The 20,863-nt window shown below is 73.2% G+C and carries 20 protein-coding genes; 12 read left to right on the top strand and 8 right to left on the bottom strand.

Annotation, left to right across the window (positions count from 1 at the left end):
* Positions 1-25 precede the first annotated feature (25 nt).
* The 4 genes from EV376_RS10630 (at position 26) to EV376_RS10615 (ending at position 4,755) form a co-directional block, all read left to right on the top strand.
* A complete protein-coding gene (locus EV376_RS10630) occupies positions 26-1,312 on the top strand; it encodes a nicotinate phosphoribosyltransferase (protein ID WP_130322221.1) in 1,287 nt (428 codons plus the stop codon).
* An 11-nt stretch (positions 1,313-1,323) separates the two neighbouring features.
* The gene (locus EV376_RS10625) at positions 1,324-1,905 is read left to right on the top strand and encodes an isochorismatase family protein (protein ID WP_130322219.1); all 582 of its coding nucleotides are present in this window, start codon (positions 1,324-1,326) and stop codon (positions 1,903-1,905) included.
* A gap of 65 nt (positions 1,906-1,970) precedes the next feature.
* The gene (locus tag EV376_RS10620; RefSeq protein WP_130322217.1) at positions 1,971-3,185 is read left to right on the top strand and encodes an MFS transporter; all 1,215 of its coding nucleotides are present in this window, start codon (positions 1,971-1,973) and stop codon (positions 3,183-3,185) included.
* 139 nt (positions 3,186-3,324) lie between these two features.
* The gene (locus tag EV376_RS10615) at positions 3,325-4,755 is read left to right on the top strand and encodes a M28 family peptidase (protein WP_130322215.1); all 1,431 of its coding nucleotides are present in this window, start codon (positions 3,325-3,327) and stop codon (positions 4,753-4,755) included.
* 112 nt (positions 4,756-4,867) lie between these two features.
* Here EV376_RS10615 and ctaD read toward each other — a convergent pair whose 3' ends face one another.
* Both ctaD and EV376_RS10605 read right to left on the bottom strand, forming a co-directional pair.
* Positions 4,868-6,628 carry an aa3-type cytochrome oxidase subunit I gene (ctaD, locus tag EV376_RS10610; protein WP_130322213.1) on the bottom strand — a complete coding sequence of 587 codons (1,761 nt, stop codon included), beginning with the start codon at positions 6,626-6,628 and terminating at the stop codon, positions 4,868-4,870.
* A 174-nt stretch (positions 6,629-6,802) separates the two neighbouring features.
* Positions 6,803-7,909 carry an FAD-dependent monooxygenase gene (locus EV376_RS10605; protein WP_130322211.1) on the bottom strand — a complete coding sequence of 369 codons (1,107 nt, stop codon included), beginning with the start codon at positions 7,907-7,909 and terminating at the stop codon, positions 6,803-6,805.
* A 317-nt stretch (positions 7,910-8,226) separates the two neighbouring features.
* Between EV376_RS10605 and EV376_RS10600 the strand changes: the two genes are divergently transcribed.
* Entirely contained in the window at positions 8,227-9,378 is a 1,152-nt protein-coding gene (locus EV376_RS10600; RefSeq protein WP_130322209.1) for a glycoside hydrolase family 12 protein, read from the top strand.
* Between the two features lie 161 nt (positions 9,379-9,539).
* Here the strand turns inward: EV376_RS10600 and EV376_RS10595 are convergent, their stop codons facing one another.
* From EV376_RS10595 to EV376_RS10580, 4 genes are all read right to left on the bottom strand, one after another.
* Positions 9,540-10,031 carry a hypothetical protein gene (locus tag EV376_RS10595; RefSeq protein ID WP_130322207.1) on the bottom strand — a complete coding sequence of 164 codons (492 nt, stop codon included), beginning with the start codon at positions 10,029-10,031 and terminating at the stop codon, positions 9,540-9,542.
* Between the two features lie 221 nt (positions 10,032-10,252).
* Positions 10,253-11,221 (bottom strand): golvesin C-terminal-like domain-containing protein, encoded by a 969-nt coding sequence (locus EV376_RS10590; protein ID WP_130322205.1) that lies wholly within the window; start codon positions 11,219-11,221, stop codon positions 10,253-10,255.
* Positions 11,221-11,403: a hypothetical protein gene (locus EV376_RS10585; protein ID WP_130322203.1), complete on the bottom strand. Its 183-nt coding sequence runs from the start codon at positions 11,401-11,403 to the stop codon at positions 11,221-11,223. Before EV376_RS10585 ends, EV376_RS10590 begins: the two co-directional genes overlap by 1 nt.
* Positions 11,404-11,557: 154 nt before the next feature.
* A complete protein-coding gene (locus EV376_RS10580; RefSeq protein WP_130322201.1) occupies positions 11,558-12,343 on the bottom strand; it encodes an aldo/keto reductase family protein in 786 nt (261 codons plus the stop codon).
* Between the two features lie 109 nt (positions 12,344-12,452).
* On the opposite strand from EV376_RS10580, the gene EV376_RS10575 reads away from it, so the two are divergent.
* The 3 genes from EV376_RS10575 (at position 12,453) to EV376_RS10565 (ending at position 15,610) form a co-directional block, all read left to right on the top strand.
* The gene (locus EV376_RS10575; RefSeq protein WP_130322199.1) at positions 12,453-13,496 is read left to right on the top strand and encodes a DNA polymerase ligase N-terminal domain-containing protein; all 1,044 of its coding nucleotides are present in this window, start codon (positions 12,453-12,455) and stop codon (positions 13,494-13,496) included.
* Between the two features lie 28 nt (positions 13,497-13,524).
* On the top strand, positions 13,525-14,718 hold the full coding sequence (locus tag EV376_RS10570; RefSeq protein ID WP_130322197.1) for a threonine synthase: 1,194 nt from the start codon (positions 13,525-13,527) through the stop codon (positions 14,716-14,718).
* 139 nt (positions 14,719-14,857) lie between these two features.
* Positions 14,858-15,610 (top strand): SDR family oxidoreductase, encoded by a 753-nt coding sequence (locus EV376_RS10565; RefSeq protein ID WP_130322195.1) that lies wholly within the window; start codon positions 14,858-14,860, stop codon positions 15,608-15,610.
* Positions 15,611-15,660: 50 nt separating this feature from the next.
* Here the strand turns inward: EV376_RS10565 and EV376_RS10560 are convergent, their stop codons facing one another.
* Together EV376_RS10560 and EV376_RS10555 are read right to left on the bottom strand one after the other, a co-directional pair.
* Entirely contained in the window at positions 15,661-16,053 is a 393-nt protein-coding gene (locus EV376_RS10560) for a cupin domain-containing protein (protein WP_130322193.1), read from the bottom strand.
* Between the two features lie 291 nt (positions 16,054-16,344).
* A complete protein-coding gene (locus tag EV376_RS10555; RefSeq protein WP_130322191.1) occupies positions 16,345-16,809 on the bottom strand; it encodes a septum formation initiator in 465 nt (154 codons plus the stop codon).
* Between the two features lie 103 nt (positions 16,810-16,912).
* On the opposite strand from EV376_RS10555, the gene EV376_RS10550 reads away from it, so the two are divergent.
* The 4 genes from EV376_RS10550 (at position 16,913) to EV376_RS10535 (ending at position 20,859) form a co-directional block, all read left to right on the top strand.
* Positions 16,913-17,608, top strand: a complete 696-nt coding sequence (locus EV376_RS10550) for a response regulator transcription factor (RefSeq protein ID WP_130322189.1) — start codon at positions 16,913-16,915, stop codon at positions 17,606-17,608.
* Positions 17,605-18,873: a sensor histidine kinase gene (locus EV376_RS10545; RefSeq protein ID WP_130322187.1), complete on the top strand. Its 1,269-nt coding sequence runs from the start codon at positions 17,605-17,607 to the stop codon at positions 18,871-18,873. Before EV376_RS10550 ends, EV376_RS10545 begins: the two co-directional genes overlap by 4 nt.
* A gap of 209 nt (positions 18,874-19,082) precedes the next feature.
* Positions 19,083-19,586, top strand: a complete 504-nt coding sequence (locus EV376_RS10540; RefSeq protein WP_130322185.1) for a PepSY domain-containing protein — start codon at positions 19,083-19,085, stop codon at positions 19,584-19,586.
* 175 nt (positions 19,587-19,761) lie between these two features.
* Positions 19,762-20,859 (top strand): beta family protein, encoded by a 1,098-nt coding sequence (locus EV376_RS10535; protein WP_207228118.1) that lies wholly within the window; start codon positions 19,762-19,764, stop codon positions 20,857-20,859.
* The last annotated feature ends 4 nt before the right edge of the window (positions 20,860-20,863 follow it).

Below are 20,863 nucleotides of genomic sequence, written 5' to 3'. Positions count from 1 at the left end.
GTCGGGCAGGTTCTAGGCTGAGGCGGTGAGCACCCTTCGTCCCGCGCTGCTGACCGACCACTACGAGCTGACCATGGTCAGTGCCGCCCTGCGCGACGGGACCGCGGACCGGCGCTGCGTGTTCGAGGCGTTCAGCCGCCGGCTGCCCACCGGGCGCCGCTACGGCGTCGTCGCCGGCACCGGCCGGCTGGTGGAGCTGATCCGGGACTTCCGGTTCGACGTGGACGAGGTGGACTTCCTGCGGCGCACCGGCGTGGTCGACGACACGGCCGCGGAGTGGCTCGCCAACTACCGCTTCACCGGCGACGTCGACGGGTACGCCGAGGGTGAGCTGTTCTTCCCCGGCTCGCCGATCCTCACCGTCTCGGGCACGTTCGCCGAGTGCGTGGTGCTCGAGACGCTGGTGCTGTCGGTCCTCAATCACGACTGTGCCGTCGCCGCGGCGGCCGCGCGGATGGTCACCGCGGCCCGCGGGCGCGCCCTGATCGAGATGGGGTCCCGGCGGGCGCACGAGGAGGCGGCGGTCGCGGCGGCCCGGGCGGCGTACCTGGCCGGGTTCCGGTTCACCTCCAACCTGGCCGCCGGGAAGCGCTACGGCATCCCCACCGCGGGCACCGCGGCGCACGCGTTCACCCTGCTGCACGACGACGAGCGGGCGGCGTTCGCCTCGCAGGTGGCCACGCTGGGCAAGCAGACCACGCTGCTGGTCGACACGTACGACATCAGCCAGGGCATCCGCAACGCCATCGCGGTGGCCGGGCCGGACCTGCGAGCCGTCCGGATCGACTCCGGCGACCTGGCGGTCATGGCGCAGCAGTCGCGCGAGCTGCTGGATTCGCTCGGCGCCACCGAAACGAAGATCATCGTCTCCGGCGACCTGGACGAGTACGCGATCGCCGCGCTCGCCGCCGAGCCGGTGGACATGTACGGCGCGGGCACCGCCGTGGTGACCGGCTCCGGCGCGCCCACCGCCGGTCTGGTCTACAAGCTGGTCGAGGTCGAGGGCCGCGCCGTCGTCAAGCGCTCGGAGCGCAAGGCCACCATCGGCGGGCGCAAGGTGGCGGTCCGCCGGCACAAGCCGACCGGCACCGCCACCGAGGAGGTCATCGTGCCGCAGGGCGTCCCGGACCGGCAGCCGAACGACCGGCTGCTGCAGCGGTCGTACGTGGTCGGCGGCGAGCCGGTGGCGCTGCCCGCGCTGGACGAGTCGCGGGAGCACCTGCGGCAGTGCCTGATCTCGATCCCCTGGGAGGGGCTGAAGCTTTCCGCCGGCGATCCGGCCATTCCGGTCACCGTCGTGCCGGCCGACTGAAAGGGCAGCACATGGGCAACGCGTTGATCATCGTGGACGTGCAGAACGACTTCTGCGAGGGCGGCTCCCTGGCCGTCGCCGGTGGGGCCGGGGTCGCGGCGGGCGTCAGCCGGCTGCTCGCCGCCGAACCGGACCGCTGGGACCATGTGGTCGCGACGAAGGACTACCACATCGACCCGGGCTCGCACTTCGGCGATCCGCCGGACTTCATCGACTCGTGGCCCCCGCACTGCGTGGTGGGCACCCCGGGCTCGGAGTTCCACCCGGAGTTGGCCACCGACCGGATCGAGGCGATCTTCCACAAGGGCGAGCACGCCGCCGCGTACTCCGGTTTCGAGGGGCACACCGACGACGGGGAGTGCCTGGCCGACTGGCTGCGGCGGCACGGGGTGGACCGGTTGGAGATCGTCGGCATCGCGACCGACCACTGCGTGCGGGCCACCGCCCTCGACGCGGCCCGCGAGGGGTTCGACACCACGGTGCTGCTGGACCTGACGGCCGCTGTCGCGCCGGACACCACCGACGTGGCGCTGCGGGCGTTGGAGGGCGCCGGGGTCACCACCCACGGGGAGCCTGTGATCAGGACCGCATGAGGCGCTGATCGGTTGGCGGGTGCCGTACCCCGGGTCGAGGATGTCCGGCGGAGGTACGGACCTACGTGAACTTGAAGCCTTACCGGACGGCGCTCGCCCTGCCCGGTCTCCGGTCGCTGCTGCTCGTGGCGATCCTCGCCCGCGTCCCGCTCACCGCGACCGGAGTGACCCTGACGTTCTACGTCGTCCAGGACCTCGGCCGGGGGTACGGCGCAGCCGGGCTGGTCGGCGCCGCGATCACGGTCGGCGCGGCCATCGGCGGTCCGCTGCTGGGTCGCCTGGTCGACCGGCGCGGCCTGCGCCCGGTGCTCGTGCTGACCGGCGTCGCCGAGGCGGTGTTCTGGTCCACCGCGCCGGTGCTGCCGTACCCGCTGCTCCTGCCGGCAGCCTTCCTCGCCGGTTCGCTGGCGCTGCCGATCTTCTCGGTGATCCGCCAGTCGATCGCCGCCATGGTGCCGGCGGAGCGCCGCCGGCCGGCGTACGCGCTGGACTCGATGTCGGTGGAGCTGTCGTTCATGATCGGCCCGGCTCTCGCCACCGCCGCCGTCACCGCCATCTCCGCCCGCACCACCCTCTACCTGGTGGGCGCCGGCATCGTCGCCGCCGGCGTCGGGCTCTTCCTGCTCAACCCCCCGGTCCGGGGCGCCGGCGAGCCGACCGGCCCGCGCCGCAAGGTGCCGCGGCGGGAGTGGCTCACGCCCCGGCTGCTCGCGGTGCTCGCCGTCAGCACCTCCGCCACCCTCGTGCTCGGCGGCACCGACGTGGCGGTGATCGCGATGCTGCGGGAGAACGGCGACGTCAGCTTCACCGGTGCGGTGCTCGCCATGTGGGCGGTCGCCTCGCTGGTCGGCGGCTTCGCGTACGGTGCGGCCACCCGGTCCTGGTCGCCGCTGGCGCTGATGGCGGTGCTGAGCCTCGCCACGATCCCGGTGGGGCTGGGCGGAGCGAGCTGGTGGCTGCTCTGCCTGGCGCTGATCCCGGCCGGTCTGCTCTGCGCCCCGACCCTCGCCGCCACCTCGGACGCGGTCAGCCGGCTGGCTCCCGCCGACGCCCGCGGCGAGGCGATGGGCCTGCACGCCTCGGCGATCACGGTCGGCATCGCGGTCGGCGCCCCGCTGGCCGGGGCGGTCATCGACGCGTCCGCGGCGGCCTGGGGCTTCGCCGTGACCGGTGTGATCGGCGGCCTGGTCGCCCTGGCGGTGGTCCCGGTGGAGCTGCGCCGCCGCCGGGTCACCGACGCCACGGTGCCCGCTCCGGAGCCGGAGCTCGCTCCCGTCTGACCGGCCGGTCAGGGCGGCTGCGCGGTCTCGGACGACCGGCCGGTCGGGGCTTGGACTGTCCACGAAGAGTGGATACGTTCAAGATCAGTGAGCCCGGTCACCACCGTTCGCCGGGCTGCGCACCCCAACAGGAGGATCCATGGCCTCGTACCGCGGACAACCCGCTGCACCCACACCCGGACCGGCCCGCGCCACCGTCAACCGGCGGCGGATGCTGACCATCGCCCTCGGTGGCGCCGCCACGGTGGCCCTTCCCGCCCCCGCCTGGGCGGTCACCGACCAGCGGCCCGGCGCCTACCGGATGCCGGCCCTCACCCCCGACGACCGGAAGGTGATCGCGCAGGTGTCCGCCGAGCGGGCGCTGTCGCACCTGCGCGCCCTCAGCGTGGACATCGGCCCGCGCATCGGCGGCACGGCCTCCGAGCGTCGCGCCGCCGACTACATCGCCAAGGAGCTGGACCACCTCGGGTACGACACCCGCCTGGAGCCGTTCGCCGTGGCGGACAAGTTCCTCGCCCAGCTCGCCTCGCCCGCCGGCCTCCCCACCGACCTGCACTGGCAGGCCGGTGCCTCCCCGCACGCCGCCCTGGACACCACGGTCAGCGGCGACGTGGTGGACGTGGGCGCGGGGGCGCCCGAGGACTACCCCGCGGACGTCACCGGCCGGATCGTGCTCGTCGACTACGTGGCGGCGCGGCGCGAGCAGCTGGTCGCCACGGCGCTGGCCCGCGGTGCCGCCGCCGTCGTGTTCCTCGCGGCGGACGGCGTACCGCCCCGGCGGACCGGGGCGTTCGCGCCGACGCTGCCCGGCTCGGCGTCCGCGCCGGTGCCGATCCCGGTGGTCGGGGTGGCCCAGGCACAGAAGGAGCGGCTCCGGGGGCTGCTCGCCGCCGGTCGGCTCTCGTTGAGCGTCTCCACCACCGCGCACCGCAACCTGACCTCCAACAACGTCATCGCCGAACGGGTGGGGCGCTCGGGTGCCGGGGGCCCGGTGGTGATGGTCAGCGCGCACTACGACACGGTGATCGGCGCTCCCGGCGCCAACGACGACGGCTCCGGCACGGTCCTCTGCCTCGAGCTGGCTCGCGTGCTGAGGGCGATCCCGGTCGACGCCACCCTCCGGTTCGCCCTCTGGGGCTCGGAGGAGCAGGGACTGGTCGGCTCCCGCTACCACGTCCGGCAGCTTCCGCAGGGGGAGCGGGACCGGTTCCTCGCGGTCTACCAGAACGACATGGTCGCCACCAGTTGGGACCCGGCGACCCGCTACTGGCTGCTCTCGTTCACCGGCCAGGCCAACCGGGCCACGGACGAGGTGGCGGCGGCGGCCGGCCGCCTCGGCTACGACCCGCGGCTCTCGCCGGTGACGCAGCGCGGCGCCAGCGACCACCAGTCGTTCCAGGAGGTCGGTATCGCCAGCGCCAACTTCTCCTGGCGCGGTGAGGAGAGCCCGGCGCTGCTGGAGCCGCCGTACCACACCCCGGAGGACACGATCGAGAGGAACATCAGCCTGGAACGCCTCCAGGTGTCGCTCGAGCTGATCGGCTGCGCCACGTACGCGACCGCCCGCTGAGCGGTCCCGTCCGTACGTCGGAGCTGGCGACACGGGCGGGATGACGAACGGCGACGGGCGCCGCATCCGGGTTCTCCCCGGTGCGGCGCCCGTCTCACGTGGTGCCGGGTCGTCAGCGGCGGTCGATGTCGCTCGCCACGTCCTCCTGGTAGCTCGCGCCACCGTCGGACTCGCTGGTCAGCGGCTTCGCGCCGCCCTCGGGCGGGCCGGCCAGCGACTGGCCGCCGGCGGCCAGCTCGGGGAACTTGTAGTCGAAGGCCGGCCGCTCGGAGCGGATCCGCGGCATCCGGTCGAAGTTCCGCAGCGGAGGCGGCGAGCTGGTCGCCCACTCCAGCGAGTTGCCGTGACCCCAGGGGTCCTCGACCTCGACCACCGGGCCGGCCTTGTACGACTTCCAGCAGTTGTAGATGAAGGGCAGCGTGGAGATACCGGTGATGAACGCGCCGATCGTGGAGACCGTGTTCAGCGCGGTGAAGCCGTCGCCCGGCAGGTAGTCGGCGTACCGCCGCGGCATGCCCTCGTTGCCCAGCCAGTGCTGCACCAGGAACGTGGTGTGGAAGCCGACCATGGTCAGCCAGAAGTGCACCTTGGCGAGCCGCTCGTCGAGCATCCGGCCGAACATCTTCGGGAACCAGAAGTAGATGCCGGCGAAGACGGCGAACACGATCGTGCCGAACAGCACGTAGTGGAAGTGGGCCACCACGAAGTAGGTGTCGGAGACGTGGAAGTCCAGCGGCGGGCTGGCCAGCAGCACACCGGTGAGGCCGCCGAAGAGGAACGTCACCAGGAAGCCGATCGACCACAGCATCGGGGACTCGAAGCTGATCTGGCCCCGCCACATGGTGCCGATCCAGTTGAAGAACTTCATGCCGGTCGGGACGGCGATGAGGAAGCTCAGGAAGCTGAAGAACGGCAGCAGCACCTGACCGGTGGCGAACATGTGGTGCGCCCAGACGCTCATCGACAGGGCGGCGATGGAGATCGTCGCGGCGACCAGGCCCTTGTAGCCGAAGATCGGCTTACGGGAGAAGACCGGGATGATCTCGCTGATGATGCCGAAGAAGGGCAGCGCGACGACGTACACCTCGGGGTGCCCGAAGAACCAGAACAGGTGCTGGTAGAGCATCGGCCCGCCGGTCGCCGGGTCGTACACGTGGGCGCCGATGAGCCGGTCGGCGGCGAGCGCGAGCAGCGCGGCGGCCAGCAGCGGGAAGATCAGGATCACCAAGAGGCTGGTGACCAGGATGTTCCAGGTGAAGATCGGCATCCGGAACATGGTCATGCCCGGGGCGCGCAGGGTCAGGATCGTGGTGATCATGTTGACCGCGCCGAGGATGGTGCCCAGACCGGAGATGACCAGGCCGATGACCCACATGTTGGCCCCGACGCCCGGCGAGTGCTCAACGTTGCTCAGCGGCGCGTAGGCGAACCAGCCGAAGTCGGCGGCGCCGCCCGGCGTGATGAAGCCCAGCGTCGCCAGCGACCCGCCGAACAGGTAGAGCCAGTAGGCGAAGCTGTTCAGCCGCGGGAACGAGACGTCCGGCGCGCCGATCTGGATCGGCACGATGTAGTTGGCGAAGGCGAACACGATCGGCGTCGCGAAGAACAGCAGCATGATCGTGCCGTGCATGGTGAAGAGCTGGTTGAACTGCTCGGGCGACAGGAACTGCAGCCCGGGCCGGGCCAGCTCGGCCCGCATGATCAGGGCCATCACGCCACCGATCATGAAGAACGCGAACGCCGTGACCATGTACATGATCCCGATCTGCTTCGCGTCCGTGGTACGCAGCAGCCGCGCGATGGCCGACCCCTTGACCGGCTCTCGGACCGGCCAGGGCCGGGTCACGACCGGCTTGGGTGCGACGGTGGTCACGAGTGGCCTCCGGTTCTGGGTTGTCCCGCTCGGCACGCGATCTTTCAGCGGGCCGTCATCCGCAAGGAGGATAGTCCCCGGCAGGTGGCCGCGCCGCGTGGGGTGGTCGGGTAGCCTGTCGCGCCCGCGCCGCCCGGCCCGTCCCGCGCACCCGGCGGCCCGCCCCGGCGGGTGTCACAGCGGCCCCAGCAGCAGCCGGTAGTGCTCGCCGAAGATGCGGCCGCCGCGCCCGCGCAGCAGCGGGTCGCGCAGCGCCGGCGGCACGTCCCGGGTCCGGTTGCGGTCCCGGGTCCGGTCCCGCACCCATCGGGTACGCGGGCGGCGGCGGCTCTCGTACGCCGTCAGGGCCGCGTCGACGCTGCTGGCCGCCTTGAGCGACTCGGCGAGCACGACGGCGTCCTCCAGGGCCATGGCCGCGCCCTGCGAGAGGGTCGGCGCGGTGGCGTGGGCGGCGTCACCGACCAGCAGCACCCGTCCCCGGTACCAGCGGCCCAGTTCGACCTCGTCGGTGACGCCGACGTATGCGTGCTCCAGGCAGGCCAGCACGTCGGGCACCGGCCCGCCGTAGTGGCCGAACAGCTCCCGGAGCCGGGCCACCGGGTCGTCCGGTGCGACGTTTCCGGTCTCGTCCGCGTAACAGTGCAGCCGGCCGGCCCCGATCGGGACCACGAGGAAGCCGGCCTTCTGCCCGAGCAGCGCGGTCCACTCGGTGACGGGCGGGCCGTCGCGCACCACCGCCCGGTAGACGACCTGCCCGGTGGGGCGGGGCGGGCCGCCGAGCGCGGCGAGGGCCCGGATCGACGAGCGCGGGCCGTCGGCGCCGATCACCAGGTCGTACTCGGTGGCGGTGCCGTCGACGAAGGTGACGCCGACGCGGTTCGGCAGCAGGTCGATCGTGCGGACCTCGGCGCCGTGCCGGACCGCGCCGCCGGCGCCGGTGAGCAGGACGCGGTGCAGTTCGGCGCGGAGCAGCGCCCGGCACTCGCCGACGCCGGCCCACAGCGCGTCGAGGTCCACCTCGCAGAGCGGTACGCCGTCGGCGTCCAGGAAGTGCTGGCGGTGGACCACCTGGCCGAGCGGACGGACCGGCCCGTCCAGGTCGAGCCGGCGCAGGGCCCGGGCCGCGTTGCCCGGTAGGTACAGGCCGGTGTCCGGAAGTTCGCCCGCGGGGAGCTTCTCGGTGACGTCCGGCCGGAAGCCCGCCATCCGTAGCGCCCGGGCCACGGCGAGGCCGGCGATGCCCGCGCCGACGACGAGGATGCGCAGGGGGGAGCCACCCATGGTGGTGTACGCCTCCGGAGGGGTTCGGCACGCGTTGGAGGCAAGACACTACTCGGCGCAATCGGTACACACCAGAGTCGATCGGTCTCCTCGGGGCACCCCTTCGCGGCGCCGCGCGCGTTGCCCGGACGATCACCTGCGGGCCGCGCGTCGCTCACGTGATCAACCTCACTTATCACCTCAATACCGTCATCTTGTTGCGCCAGGGTTTCAGAAATGCAAATGTGTCGACTAAGCGTGGGAGCGCTCCCGTAACTGCCCCGACCCCCCACCTACCCGTCCGGCGCCGTCCCGGCGTCGGCGCGTGAAGGAGCAGCATGAGACGTCCACTTCGGGCCCTCGCGGCCGCGACCCTGCTGGCCGCCGGGTCGATCGTCGCCGTGGCCTTCGGCGGCACCGCCTCCGCCGACACCCAGATCTGCGAACAGTACGGCTCGACCACCATCCAGGGCCGGTACGTCGTGCAGAACAACCGCTGGGGCACCAGTGCCCAGCAGTGCATCAACGTGACCGACACCGGCTTCGAGATCACCAGGCAGGACGGCAGCAACCCCACCAACGGGGCGCCGACCGCGTACCCGTCGATCTTCCTCGGCTGCCACTACACGAACTGCTCCCCCGGCACCAACCTGCCCATCCAGGTCAGCCAGATCAGCAGCGCGAACAGCAGCATCACCTACCGGTACGTCAGCGGGGCGACCTACAACGCCTCGTACGACATCTGGCTCGACCCCACGCCCAAGCGGGACGGGGTGAACCAGATGGAGATCATGATCTGGCTCAACCGCCAGGGCCCGATCCAGCCCATCGGCTCCGTGGTCGGCTCGGCGAACCTCGCCGGCCGGACCTGGGAGGTCTGGCGCGGCAGCAACGGCTCCAACAACGTCGTCTCGTACGTCGCGCCGTCGGCGATCTCCAGCCTCAGCTTCAGCGTGCTGGACTTCATCAACGACGTCCGCAACCGCGGGGCGATCACCAACTCCTGGTACCTGACCAGCATCCAGGCCGGCTTCGAGCCGTGGCAGGGCGGCACCGGCCTGGCGGTGACCAACTTCTCCGCCTCGGTCAACGGCGGTGGTAACCCGACCACCCCGCCGCCGTCCACCCCGCCGCCGTCGACTCCCCCGCCGTCCACGCCGCCGCCGGGTGGCAGCGGGTGCGCGGTGACGTACACGCCGAACTCGTGGGGCACCGGCTTCACCGCCGACGTCCGGATCACCAACCGCGGGTCGAGCACGATCAACGGCTGGACCCTGGCGTACTCGCTGCCCGCCGGGCAGACGATCACCAATTCGTGGAATGCCACCGTCAGCCAGAGCGGCTCGTCGGTGACCGCACGGAACCTGAGCTGGAACGGCACGATCCCGCCGAGCGGCACCGCCAGCTTCGGCTACCAGGGCACGCTGAGCGGGGCGTACTCCTCCCCGACCAGCTTCACCCTCAACGGAGCGGCCTGCACCCGGTCCTGACGCAATGATGATCACCTCCGGTGGGGGTGGGCCGGTCCAGGCCCACCCCCACCGGAGCGACGCGGACTCATCGACGTGACCGCAGCAGGGCGGCACGGGATTGCCGCGCTGCAGCCCTCAACTACAGGCCCAACCGGCGCACCGGCTCCTAGCTGGTTGGTTCACGGCACCGCGCTCCGATAGCCCAGCGCCTCCCGCAACCGGGTCAGGACGATGTCGCAGAAGTCGTCGCTCTCCGGTGGGGCAGGCGTGACCAGGGTCAGCGCGGTCGCCTCCGGCAGAGCGAGCTCCACATCGGTCCACCCGGAGAGTGGACCGTCGCCCAGGCCACCTGCGCCCGCGACGTCGACCCGCACCACCAGGTTCCGGTGGAGCTGGTAGAAGAGCGCCACCGGGCCCGCACCGTCGGGCATCGGGGCGTACCCGTGCTCCGCCCAGTGCTCGTCCATCATGCCGTCCCGGGCGATGGTCACCTCACCACGCGCCGGGAACGCGGCGATCTCCGTCGGGTCGGCGACGGTGCCGCCCGCACCGTCGTCGAACCCGATCACCGCGTCCGGCCACCGCTGCCGCATCTCGTGCAGGAACGTGGCCACCGCCGCCCGCGCGTCGAAGGGCACGACCAGCAGTGTGTCCACACCGGTGAGTTCCATGACCCCTCCCCGTCGTCGGGCCGCGCCGCCGGATCCCGGTCTCCGGCGGGCCCGACGAGGCGCCAGGAGTCCGATTCCTCCGCGCTCGCCCGCCCGCCTCCGGTTGGCGGGCGCCCCCGAGCGATGGCCGATCATGCCATGCGGGCGGCGGCCGCCCCCGATCGAGGACCGCCGCCGCCCGCGGACCAGGGTCCGGCGCGGACCTGGCGCCGGCGCTGCGGTCAGACCCGGGTGAGCCGGACGGCGTCGGCGATGACGTAACCGGTGGAGCCGCTCCACCGGCTGACCGCCACCCGGTTGGCGTCGCCGGCCGGCAGGGCGAAGGTGCCGAGGGTGCGCCACGCCCCGCCGTTGGCCCGCTGGTCGACGTAGACCGTCTGGTTGCCGGTCGTGGTCGCGACGATGTACGGGGTGGTGGCGTTGTAGCCGGACACCGCCGGCCACCAGGCGTCCACCCGGTAGTTCGCGGTGGCCGGGACGTTGAACTTGTACCAGGCCGCGTCGCTGGCGGCGACCGGGTCGGCGAAGCGGTAGTCGGCGCCGTAGCGCTGGGCGGAGTACGACGAGGTGCCCCAGTTCGCGCTGGCGGTGAACCGGCCGGCGGTGCTGTTGTCGACGATCTGGCTCCACGTCCCGCCGCCGCCACCGGCCATCTTCGCCGCCACGTCGGAGCGCATCACGTTGAGGTCGATGAAGGACGGGTCGATCTTGCCGGTGGTGCTGGTCTCCCGGTGGCCGCGGGCGTAGCTGGAGTCCTTGCCCAACTGCTTGAGCACGGCGGCGGTGGCCGCGACGGAGGCGTTGTACTGCGCCGACGTCATCTGCTGGTTGACGCCGTTGTAGTCGATCTCCCAGCCGATGAGCATCGTGTTGCCGTCACCGGCGGGGATCGGACCGCTCGCCCGGGCGGAGCCGGCGTGGTTGCACCGGCCGGCGGAGATGACGTGGAAGACGCCGTGGTAGTCGACCAGCGCCTGGCAGAGCGGGCCGGCCAGGTCGGGTCGGCCGTTGATGCAGACGTTGAGCGCCGGGTGGGGGTTGCTGGCGCTCGAGGTGGCGGCGGTGTGGTGCCAGAGCACGCCGATCGGGCTGAAGCTTCCCGGCCGCATGCGGTTGAGCCAGTCTCCGTGGGTCACCACCTGTACGCCGGCACCGCGCAGGACGTCCACCAACCAGGGAATCGTGGCCATCAGGACTCCCGGAGCAGGTCGGCGTCGGCCTGGATCAGGTCGGCGAGGCACTCGGGGCTCGACGCGGCCGGGGCCGCGGCGGCGGGGGACGGCCGGGCGGCCACGGCGACCGCGGCGGCCACCAGGGCCGGCACGCCGAGGACACCTCGGCGGCGCAGACGGACGGGACGGGCAGGGGCCATGGCGTCCTCCATAAAGGGATGAGGATCGATTAATGGCCGTGACGCTACCCTGTCATCTTCGTCAATGTCGATACCCTTCGGCGGGTTTCTCCAACCTGAAGGTTTTCGCCATCGACGGCCCGCGTCCGCCACCGGACCCGGCGGCGGGGACGGGTCAGGCGGAGCCGAGCGCGTCGATGTCGCGCATCTCCTCGGCGGTCAGCGAGAAGTCGAAGACGTCGGCGTTGGCGCGGATCCGGTCCGGCGTGACGCTCTTCGGGATCACCACGATCTCGTGGTCGATGTGCCAGCGCAGGACCACCTGGGCCGGCGAGACGTCGTGCGCCGCCGCGATCCGGGTCAGCACCGGATTCGCCAGGTCACTGGTCTTGAACGGGCTGTACCCCTCCAGCACGACCCCCCGGTCCCGGTGCTCACGGTGCCGCTGCCGGTCGTACAGGAAGGGACTCCACCGGATCTGGTTGACCGCCGGGTTCTCCTCGGTGGACTGGATCAGCTCGTCGATCTGCGCCGTGCTGTAGTTGCTCACCCCGACCGCGCGAACCAGGCCCTCGTCGCGGGCGGCGAGCAGTTCCCGCCACACCGGGATGCTGTCGCCCGGACTCGACGGCGGCCAGTGCACCAGCCACAGGTCCACGCGGTCGGTCCCGAGCGCCCGCAGGCTCGCCTCGATCGTCTCGCGTTCCCGACCGACCCGCTCCGGCGGCAGCTTCGTGGTGATGAAGACGTCCTCCCGGCGCAGCCCGCTCTCGGCGATCGCCCGGCCGACCTCCTCCTCGTTGCCGTACATGGTGGCGGTGTCGATGTGCCGGTAACCCGCGTCGAGGGCGGCCAGCACCGCATCGGCCGCGGCCGGGCCGGCGATCTGCCACGTGCCGAAGCCGAGCAGGGGCATCCGCACCTCGCCGGGGAGCAGGACGGTGGGCTGGTCCAGGTCCATACCTACGGTTCTACCCGTGATCCGCCCTCGCACACCGGCCAACCCGGTGACACCGCCCGACCGGGCCCGACCCCGGGCGGGATCCGCCCCGGTGCCGGAGAATGCGGATGTGGCCGACCGGCTTGAGGAGTACCGGCGCAAGCGGGACGCCGCGCGTACCCCCGAACCGGTGCCGGAGCAGGCCCCGGAGCCCGGCGGTCCGGACGGCGCCCGCTTCGTCATCCAGCAGCACCACGCCCGCAGCCTGCACTGGGACCTGCGGCTGGAGCACGACGGCGTCCTCGCCTCCTGGGCCGTGCCGCGCGGGCTGCCGCGCGACACCGGCCGCAACCACCTCGCGGTGCACACCGAGGACCACCCGATGGAGTACCTCGACTTCTCCGGCGAGATCCCGGCCGGCGAGTACGGCGGCGGCCGGATGACCGTCCACGACCGGGGCACCTACCACTGCGAGAAGTGGCGCGACGACGAGGTGATCGTGACCCTGCACGGGGAGCGGACCAGCGGCCGGTACGTGCTCTTCGCCACCGGCGGCCGCGACGGGCGGGACTGGATGGTACGCCGCACCGACCCGCCGCCCGAGGGCTGGACGAGCATGCCCGACCTGGTCCGCCCGATGCTGCCCACCCCCGCGCGACGGGTGCCGCGCGACGAGCACGAGTGGGGGTACGAGCTGCGCTGGGACGGCGTGCGGGCGGTCGCGTACGTCTCGGGGGGCCGGCTTCGGCTGCTGTCCGGCACGGACGAGGAGATCACCGGGACGTACCCCTGGCTGCGGGACCTGGCCGAGACGCTGGCGCCGACGGAGGCCGTGCTCGACGGCGTGCTGGTCCGCATCGACCGCGCCGGCCGGGTCCGCCCGGCGCGCGGCGGGCGGGCCACCGCCGACGCGCAGTTCCTGCTGTTCGACCTGCTCTGGCTGGAGGGCGTGACCAGCACCGACCTGCCGTACGCGCAGCGCCGCGAACTGCTCGACGGGCTGGCCCTCGCGGGCCCGCACTGGCAGACTCCGCCCTGGTTTCCCGGCACCGGCGCCGAGGCCCTGCGCACGGCACGGGAACAGGGGTTGCCGGGCGTGGTGGCCAAGCGCCTGGACTCGGTCTACGAACCGGGCCGGCGCAGCCGGCAGTGGCAGAGCATCGACACGAGCTGACCGACCGCCGACGCACCCGAGGAGCACCGTGTACCTGACCCACCTGGAGTGCCCGCGCTGCGGACAGGAGCACGACGCCGGCAAGCCTCAGAACCTGTGCGGCTGCGGGTCCCCGCTGCTGGCGCGCTACGACCTGGCGGCGGTGGCCGAGGTGATCACCCCGGAACGGTTCGGGTTGCGGCCGGCGGACCTCTGGCGCTACCGGGAGCTGCTGCCGGTGGCCGACCCCGGGCACGTCACCACGTTGGGCGAGGGCTGGACGCCGCTGTGGCGCGCCCCGGCGTACGGCGCGGAGATCGGCGTCCCGGACCTGCTGGTCAAGGACGAGGGGTTGACCCCGACCGGCTCGTTCAAGGCGCGCGGAGCGGCCGTGGGCGTCAGCCGTGCCCGGGAACTGGGCGTCGAGCGGATCGCGATGCCGACCAACGGCAACGCGGGCGCCGCCTGGGCCACCTACGCCACCCGCGCCGGGCTGCGCGCGATGATCGCCATGCCGGTCGACGCGCCCGCCATCTGCCGCCGGGAGTGCGTCGCGGCCGGGGTGGACCTGCGGCTGGTCGACGGGCTGATCGGCGACGCCGGCCGGCACGTCGCGCAACTGGTCGCCGACGCGCAGGGAGCGGTCTTCGACGCCGGCACGCTGCGCGAGCCGTACCGGCTCGAGGGCAAGAAGACCATGGGGTACGAAATCGTCGAGCAGCTCGGCTGGCAGGTGCCCGACGTGATCATCTACCCGACCGGCGGCGGTGTCGGCCTCATCGGCATCCACAAGGCGCTGCACGAGCTGCGCGCGCTGGGCTGGATCGAGGACCGGTTGCCCCGCCTGGTCGCGGTGCAGTCCACCGGCTGCGCCCCGGTCGTCCGGGCGTTCGCCGCCGGGGCGGAACGGGCCGAGCCGTGGCCGGACGCGCACACCGTGGCGTTCGGCATCACCGTGCCGGCCCCGTTCGGCGACGAGCTGATCCTGGCCGCGCTGCGGGAGAGTGGGGGCACCGCGGTCGCGGTGGAGGACGCGGAACTGCTCGCCGACCTGCGCCGCTTCGCCGAGCGCGAGGGGCTGCTGCTGTGCCCGGAGGGCGCGGCCTGCCTGACCGCGGCCCGGCAGCTGCGGGCCGGCGGCTGGATCCGGGCCGGTGAGCGGGTGGTGGTGCTCAACACCGGCGCCGGCCTCAAGTACCCGGCGACGGTGGACGTGGCCGGCCTGCCGGTGCTGCCGGCCTGACCGCCGGAGCGCCACTCGGACCGGACCCCGTGGTCGGAATTCGCTGGCACACCCGTGAATCTTCCTGCGTCAAGCACAGGGTCTCCGTCTTACTGGTTGCGGCACGAATCAACCAGGGCGGACAGGGAGTGGCTCGATCATGAAGATCGTCGTCATCGGCGGTAGCGGGCTCATCGGCTCCAAGCTCGTGCAGATGCTCGGTGCCCAGGGCGAGGCGGTGCCGGCGTCGCCGGCGACCGGCGTGAACACACTGACCGGCGAGGGAGTGGCGGAGGCGCTCGCCGGCGCCGACGCCGTCGTCGACGTGTCGAACTCGCCGTCGCTCGAGGGCAGCGCCGCACTGGAGTTCTTCGAGACGTCCACGCGCACCCTCCTTGCCGCCGCCGCGGACGCCGGGGTGGGTCACTACGTGGCGCTCTCCGTCGTGGGCTCCGAACGGCTTCCGGACAGCGGCTACATGCGGGCGAAGGTCGCCCAGGAGAAGCTCATCACCGCGTCCGGACTCCCGTACTCGCTGGTGCACGCCACCCAGTTCTTCGAGTTCCTTCAGGGCATCATCGACGCTGCCACGGACGGCGACACCGTGCACCTCGCGCCGGTGCTCATCCAACCGATGGCAGCGGACGACGTCGCGGCCGCGGTGGCCGAGGTCGTGGTCGGCGCGCCGACGAACGCCGTGGTCGAGGTCGGTGGACCGGAGCAGTTCCGCCTCGACGAACTGGGACGATCCTTCCTCGCCGCCCAGCAGGATCCTCGTTCGGTGGTGAGTGACTCCGGCGCCCGGTATTTCGGTGCCACCCCGGCTGAACGTTCGCTCGTCCCCGCCGACGGCGCCCGCATCGCCGGTACCCGCCTCGACGACTGGCGGACGCGGGCGACCCACCGACAGTAGGGCCGGCGACGACTGCCGGCCGCCGGGCCCGCTGGCCCGGCTGCCGGGCGTCAGGAGGTGGGCGGCTCGTCCTCGCCGGCGGCCTCGGCCGCGTCCGCCTCCTCCTTCGTGCGGTGGACCACCTGGTCGGCGTGCTCGGGCGGGCCGTAGACCGTGTAGAGCACCAGCGGGTTGGGGCCGGTGTTGACGAAGTTGTGCTTGGTGCCGGCGGGCACCACGACCAGGTCGCCCTGGGCGATCTCGCGCTTCTCGCCGGCGACCCGGGCCTCCCCGGTACCGCTGACGAAGGTGAGGATCTGGTCGATGTCCTCGTGGACCTCCTCGCCGATCTCCCCACCGGGCGGGATGGTCATGATGACCAGCTGGGTGTTCTTGCCCGTCCACAGCACCCGCCGGAAGTCCGGGCTCTTCTCGGCGACGGTCGCGATCGTGAAATGCTCCATGCCGCGTTCCTTACCCGCTGCCGCCCCGCGCCACGCCGGGACTCGCAGATCGTGGAATTTCCCACGGTTCGAGGGTTTGCCCGGGCTCGGAAGGGGGATCGAGTGCTCGACTGGACCGATGTTCGGTCGAGCCAGGTCCCCGCTGGCGTACCGCCGTACGGCTGCGGTGGTGGGAGACGGCCAGAGCGCGGCGACGTTCCGACCACGAGTCGGGCGGCGCCGTGCGCTCGTTGCCCGCCGGTCGGCGCCCGCGCTCGGCTCGCCACCCTTGGCTCCCGGGCCCGCCGCCGGTCAGTCGTCGTCGGCCTCGGCGACCGGTTGGCCGCCAACGCAGCGCAGCTTCAGCTCGGACCGCCCGGCCGGCCCGGTGAACTCGATCTCCACGTCGTCGTCGGGTCCGCGATCGACGTCCACCACCCGGTGCCCGGGCGCCGGTGACCAGGAGACCAGCCGCACACCGCCGGGGACGCACTCGGCCACCGCGCTGCCGCCGGTGGTGGCGAAGGAACGACGTACGCCGGCCGACGCGGTGGGGGCGGGTGCGGGGGACGTCGACGTCGACGAGGGCCCGGGGCCTGGGCCATCGGTGGGCGTCGGAGCGGCCAGCGCCCGCTCGATCTCCTCCTGGCTGCGCACCCCACCCGGCGTGCCGGCGATGCTGTCGCCCACCAGCCGGACGGCGGCGAGCCCGATCAGGGTGGCGACGGCGACGGCGGCCAACCACCCGGCGGCGACGAGGAGGGTGCGGCGGGGCATGGTCCGACTATCCCCCACGTGAGGTTGGGCGCAGCTCATGCCGATGCTAAGGGAGGGTTAACGTCGTCGGCGTCGACCGGTGCTGCCGGCTAGCCTGCCAAGGGTGGCCCGCCTGCTGCTCATCGAGGACGACCTCGCCATCCGTACGCCGCTGCTGCGGGCGCTGCGCGACCGCGGGCACGCGGTGGCGGCCGCGTCGACGGCGATGACCGGGCTGCAGGACGCGCTCGACGACCGGCCCGACCTCGTCGTGCTCGACCTGGGCCTGCCCGACCTGGACGGACGCGAACTGCTGCGGATGTTGCGGGCGGTCAGCTCCGTGCCGGTCATCGTGGCCACGGCCCGCGACGACGAGACCGAGATCGTCCGGGTGCTCGACGCGGGCGCCGACGACTACGTGGTCAAACCGTTCACCGCCGCGCAGCTCGACGCGCGGATCCGGGCCGTGCTGCGGCGCGGCGCCTCCGCGGCCGCCGGAGAGGACGCGACGGTGGTCGTCGGCGGCCTGCGGATCGACCCCCGGTCCCGTCAGGTGACCCTCGACGGCGCGCCGGTGGAGCTGACCCCACGGGAGTTCGACCTGCTGCATCATCTGGCCGTCCGGCCCGGCCAGGTGGTGACCAAGCGCGAACTGCTCGCCGAGGTGTGGCAGGTCCCGTACGGGGGCGCCGACAAGACCGTCGACGTGCACCTGTCCTGGCTGCGGCGCAAGCTCGGGGAGACCGCCCAGGAGCCGCGCTACCTGCACACCGTGCGCGGGGTGGGGGTCCGGCTCGAACCGCCGGGGTCGACCGCGTGAGGGCGCGGCTGACCCTCCTGGTGGCCGCGGTCAGCATCCTGATCCTGGTCGCCTTCCTGGTGCCGCTGGCGCTGCTGCTGCGGAACGTCGCCGAGGACCGGGCCACCGTACGCGCCACCGCCGACGCCGCGAGCCTGGTGACGGTGGTCGGCACCGCCGACGCCACCACCATCCGGCTGACCGTCGAGCGGCTCGCCGTCGACTCGGGCCGGCCGGTCACGGTCTTCCTGCCCGACGGCACCGTGCTCGGCGCCGACGCCCCCCGTACGCCCGCCGTGGCGCTGGCCGAACGGGGGCAGAGCCTCACCGCGGAGACGGAGCAGGGCCGGGAGGTGGTGATCGCGGTCGGGCGCCCGGACGGCACCGGCGTGATCCGCACGGTCATCCCGAAGGCCGAACTGGCCCACGGGGTGAACCGGGCCTGGCTCGTGCTGGCGCTGCTCGGCGTGCTGCTGGTGCTGCTCGGTCTCGTGCTCGCCGACCTGCTGGCCCGCACCCTGGTCCGGCCGATCACCGGACTCTCCACGGTCTCGCACCGGCTGGCGAACGGCGAACTGGACGCCCGGGTCACCCCGGACGGGCCGGCCGAGCTCCGCGAGGTCGCCGGTGCGCTCAACCACCTGGCCGGCCGGATCCAGGACCTGCTGGTCCAGGAGCGCGAGGCGGTCGCCGACCTGTCGCACCGGCTCCGTACGCCGCTCACCGCGCTGCGGCTGGAGGCGGAGTCGTTGCGCGACCCGCAGGACTCGACGCGGATGACGGCGGCGGTCGACGGCCTGGAACGGGCGGTCACCGGCCTGATCCAGCAGGCCCGCTGGCGGCAGTCGGCGGGACCGCCGTCCTGCGACGCCGCGGCGGTGGTGGCCGAGCGGGTGGCGTTCTGGTCGGTGCTCGCCGAGGACACCGGGCGGGCGGTCACCCTCGACCTGGCGCCGGGCCCGCTGCCGGTCGACGTACCCGCCGACGAGCTGACGGCGGCGGTGGACGCCCTGCTCGGGAACGTCTTCGCGCACACCCCGGACGGAACCGCGTTCACCGTCCGGCTCGGCGTCGAGGCGGGACGCGTGCGGCTGACGGTGGCCGACGAAGGCCCCGGCATGCCGCCCGGGACGCTCGGCCGCGGCGCCAGCCACGCCGGCTCGACCGGGCTCGGCCTGGACATCGCCCGCCGGGCCGCGCAGGCCGCCGGCGGGGACCTGGAGCTGGGAGCCGGCCCGCGGGGCGGCGCGGAGGTCCGCCTCGACCTCGGCCCGGCGACCGCCTGACGTCACCGGCGGGCCGCGCGCCGTACGGATGATGCCCAGCCGGTCCGGAACGTCCCTCGCGCCCGGCTCGGCATCAACTGATCACGCTTCGGCCGGCGGCGCCGGTTCTTAAGGCGGCCTTAGGGTCGGCGCAGCGTGCCGCTATCCGTCTCGCGCCGATCCTCATTGGCGTCGGGGAGATTCCCCAACCGAGGCAGAGGTGATCTGAGATGAAGCGTCAACCCCTGATCCTGGCGTCGATCGGCGGCGCGGCGGTGCTCGCGACGATCGGGGCCACCCTGGGCGTCGCGGCGGCGGACGACCGGCCGGTCCGGGGGACTCCCGTGGCGGTCGGCGCGCCGACCACGGCCGCCAGCCCGGACGACAGCGCCACGCCGGACGACAGCGCCACCCCGGGCAGCGGCGCCTCCGATGGCGCGGCGACCGGGGCGATCGACCAGCAGCGGGCCCGCGAGATCGCGCTCGCGGCGGTCGGCGGCGGCCGGGTGGTCGATGTCGAGGCCGAGTCGGAGCACGGCCGGCCGGTGTGGGACGTGGAGATCCTGGCCGGCGGGGTCGAGCACGAGATCGACGTCGACCGGGAGACCGGTGCCGTGCTCCGGCACGAGCAGGACGACGACCACGACGACGATGGCCGCGACGACCACGACGACGATGACGATGACGACGACCGTGACGACGACGATGACGACCACGGCCGCGACGACGACTGACATCCCGTCGGCCCGGTGCCGTGCCGCTCACCGGCGGGCGGCGCCGGGCCGCCGGCCGGCCGGAAGTGTCCGATCCATGACAGGAAGTGGCCGTCCAACCCGTCTGACCTGCGGAGAAACGACCGGGCGCGGCGGAACGCAGGGACCGGCGCGAATGACGTGCGTAGGCTGAAGTATGGTGCCCGCCCACGGGGGCCGGGAGGCGGAACCGGTCTACCGCCCCATACTCGCCAACCGGCGTGCTGAGCTGGAGGCGCTCAGCCACCTCGACCCGGCTCTGGCGCCACTGCTCGCCCCGGTCGTCGACGTGTCCCTCGCGGATTCCGCCACCGGGGAAGCCCTGCGCAGGTTGCCGGCCGGGTTGCTCCCGGCGGTCGACGTGTCCGCACTGCCGGACAGCCCGGAGGCGGAGCTGGCGCGCTGGGGCGTACCCCTGGTGCCGGTGATCGGGCTCGCGGAGAGTGAGCGGCGGCTCGTCGCCCACGGCGCGGCGGCCCGGGCCCACGCGCAGCGCGCGCTGGTCCGGCTGCGGCTCGGCACGGACCGGGCGGGGCCGGACGCGGCGACCGCGGCGGTGGAACGGATCTGGCGGTGGACGCGACTCGTGCCGGAGCAGTGCGACCTGCTGGTCGACGCCGGGGACGTGTGCTGCCGGGCCGACCTGCGGTTGGTGGAGCCCCGGGTCCGCCGGCTGCTGGACTGGGCCCGCCGGCACGCGTGGCGCTCGGTCAGCGTGGCGGCGGGCGGTATGCCGCCCGCCCTGTCCCGTCTCCCGACCGACGAGCCGGTGCGCCTCGACCGCTGGGACTGGTTGCTCTGGCAGGAGTTGGCGGACCTCGGCGTCGGCTACGGCGACTACGGGGTCCACCCGGCGACGCGGGACGACGACCCGGTGGGCGACCGGTTGCCCACGATGCGCTACACGGCCGACGGGGCCTGGTGGATCTACCGCTGGTCCCGCCGTGGCGGCCGGGGTGACGACCGGTTCGCCGACCTGTGCCGCACCCTCGTCGCGGCGCCGCACTGGCCGGCGGCGGGCGCCGCCTTCTCCTGGGGCGACCACGAGATCGTGCGGCGTGCCCGGCGGGCCGGCGGGGCGGGCTCCACCAGCAGTTGGGCAGCGTGGTGCACCTCGCACCATCTCGCCCACGTGCTGGCCACGCTGTGCGCCCCGGCCCGGGAGGCCCGGCCGGAACCGTGGCGGGGCGGTCAGCCGAACGCCGGCCGAGCCGCCCGGCCCCACCGGGGCGGAGCTGCCCGGCGCGCCGGCTGAGCGC

It is taken from the genome of Micromonospora sp. CNZ295, from assembly GCF_004217535.1.
Note: the sequence above shows the minus strand (reverse complement) of the source record. Positions and strands in the feature narration are given on the sequence as shown.

Bases quoted from the DNA above. Each gene is read 5' to 3' on its own strand.
- EV376_RS10600 (WP_130322209.1), top strand. From the start codon at position 8,227: ATGAGACGTCCACTTCGGGCCCTCGCGGCCGCGACCCTGCTGGCCGCC.
- EV376_RS10580 (WP_130322201.1), bottom strand. From the start codon at position 12,343: ATGGACCTGGACCAGCCCACCGTCCTGCTCCCCGGCGAGGTGCGGATG.
- EV376_RS10555 (WP_130322191.1), bottom strand. From the start codon at position 16,809: ATGCCCCGCCGCACCCTCCTCGTCGCCGCCGGGTGGTTGGCCGCCGTC.
- EV376_RS10615 (WP_130322215.1), top strand. From the start codon at position 3,325: ATGGCCTCGTACCGCGGACAACCCGCTGCACCCACACCCGGACCGGCC.
- EV376_RS10540 (WP_130322185.1), top strand. From the start codon at position 19,083: ATGAAGCGTCAACCCCTGATCCTGGCGTCGATCGGCGGCGCGGCGGTG.
- EV376_RS10565 (WP_130322195.1), top strand. From the start codon at position 14,858: ATGAAGATCGTCGTCATCGGCGGTAGCGGGCTCATCGGCTCCAAGCTC.
- EV376_RS10560 (WP_130322193.1), bottom strand. From the start codon at position 16,053: ATGGAGCATTTCACGATCGCGACCGTCGCCGAGAAGAGCCCGGACTTC.
- EV376_RS10605 (WP_130322211.1), bottom strand. From the start codon at position 7,909: ATGGGTGGCTCCCCCCTGCGCATCCTCGTCGTCGGCGCGGGCATCGCC.
- EV376_RS10625 (WP_130322219.1), top strand. From the start codon at position 1,324: ATGGGCAACGCGTTGATCATCGTGGACGTGCAGAACGACTTCTGCGAG.
- EV376_RS10585 (WP_130322203.1), bottom strand. From the start codon at position 11,403: ATGGCCCCTGCCCGTCCCGTCCGTCTGCGCCGCCGAGGTGTCCTCGGC.
- EV376_RS10590 (WP_130322205.1), bottom strand. From the start codon at position 11,221: ATGGCCACGATTCCCTGGTTGGTGGACGTCCTGCGCGGTGCCGGCGTA.
- EV376_RS10535 (WP_207228118.1), top strand. From the start codon at position 19,762: ATGGTGCCCGCCCACGGGGGCCGGGAGGCGGAACCGGTCTACCGCCCC.
- EV376_RS10595 (WP_130322207.1), bottom strand. From the start codon at position 10,031: ATGGAACTCACCGGTGTGGACACACTGCTGGTCGTGCCCTTCGACGCG.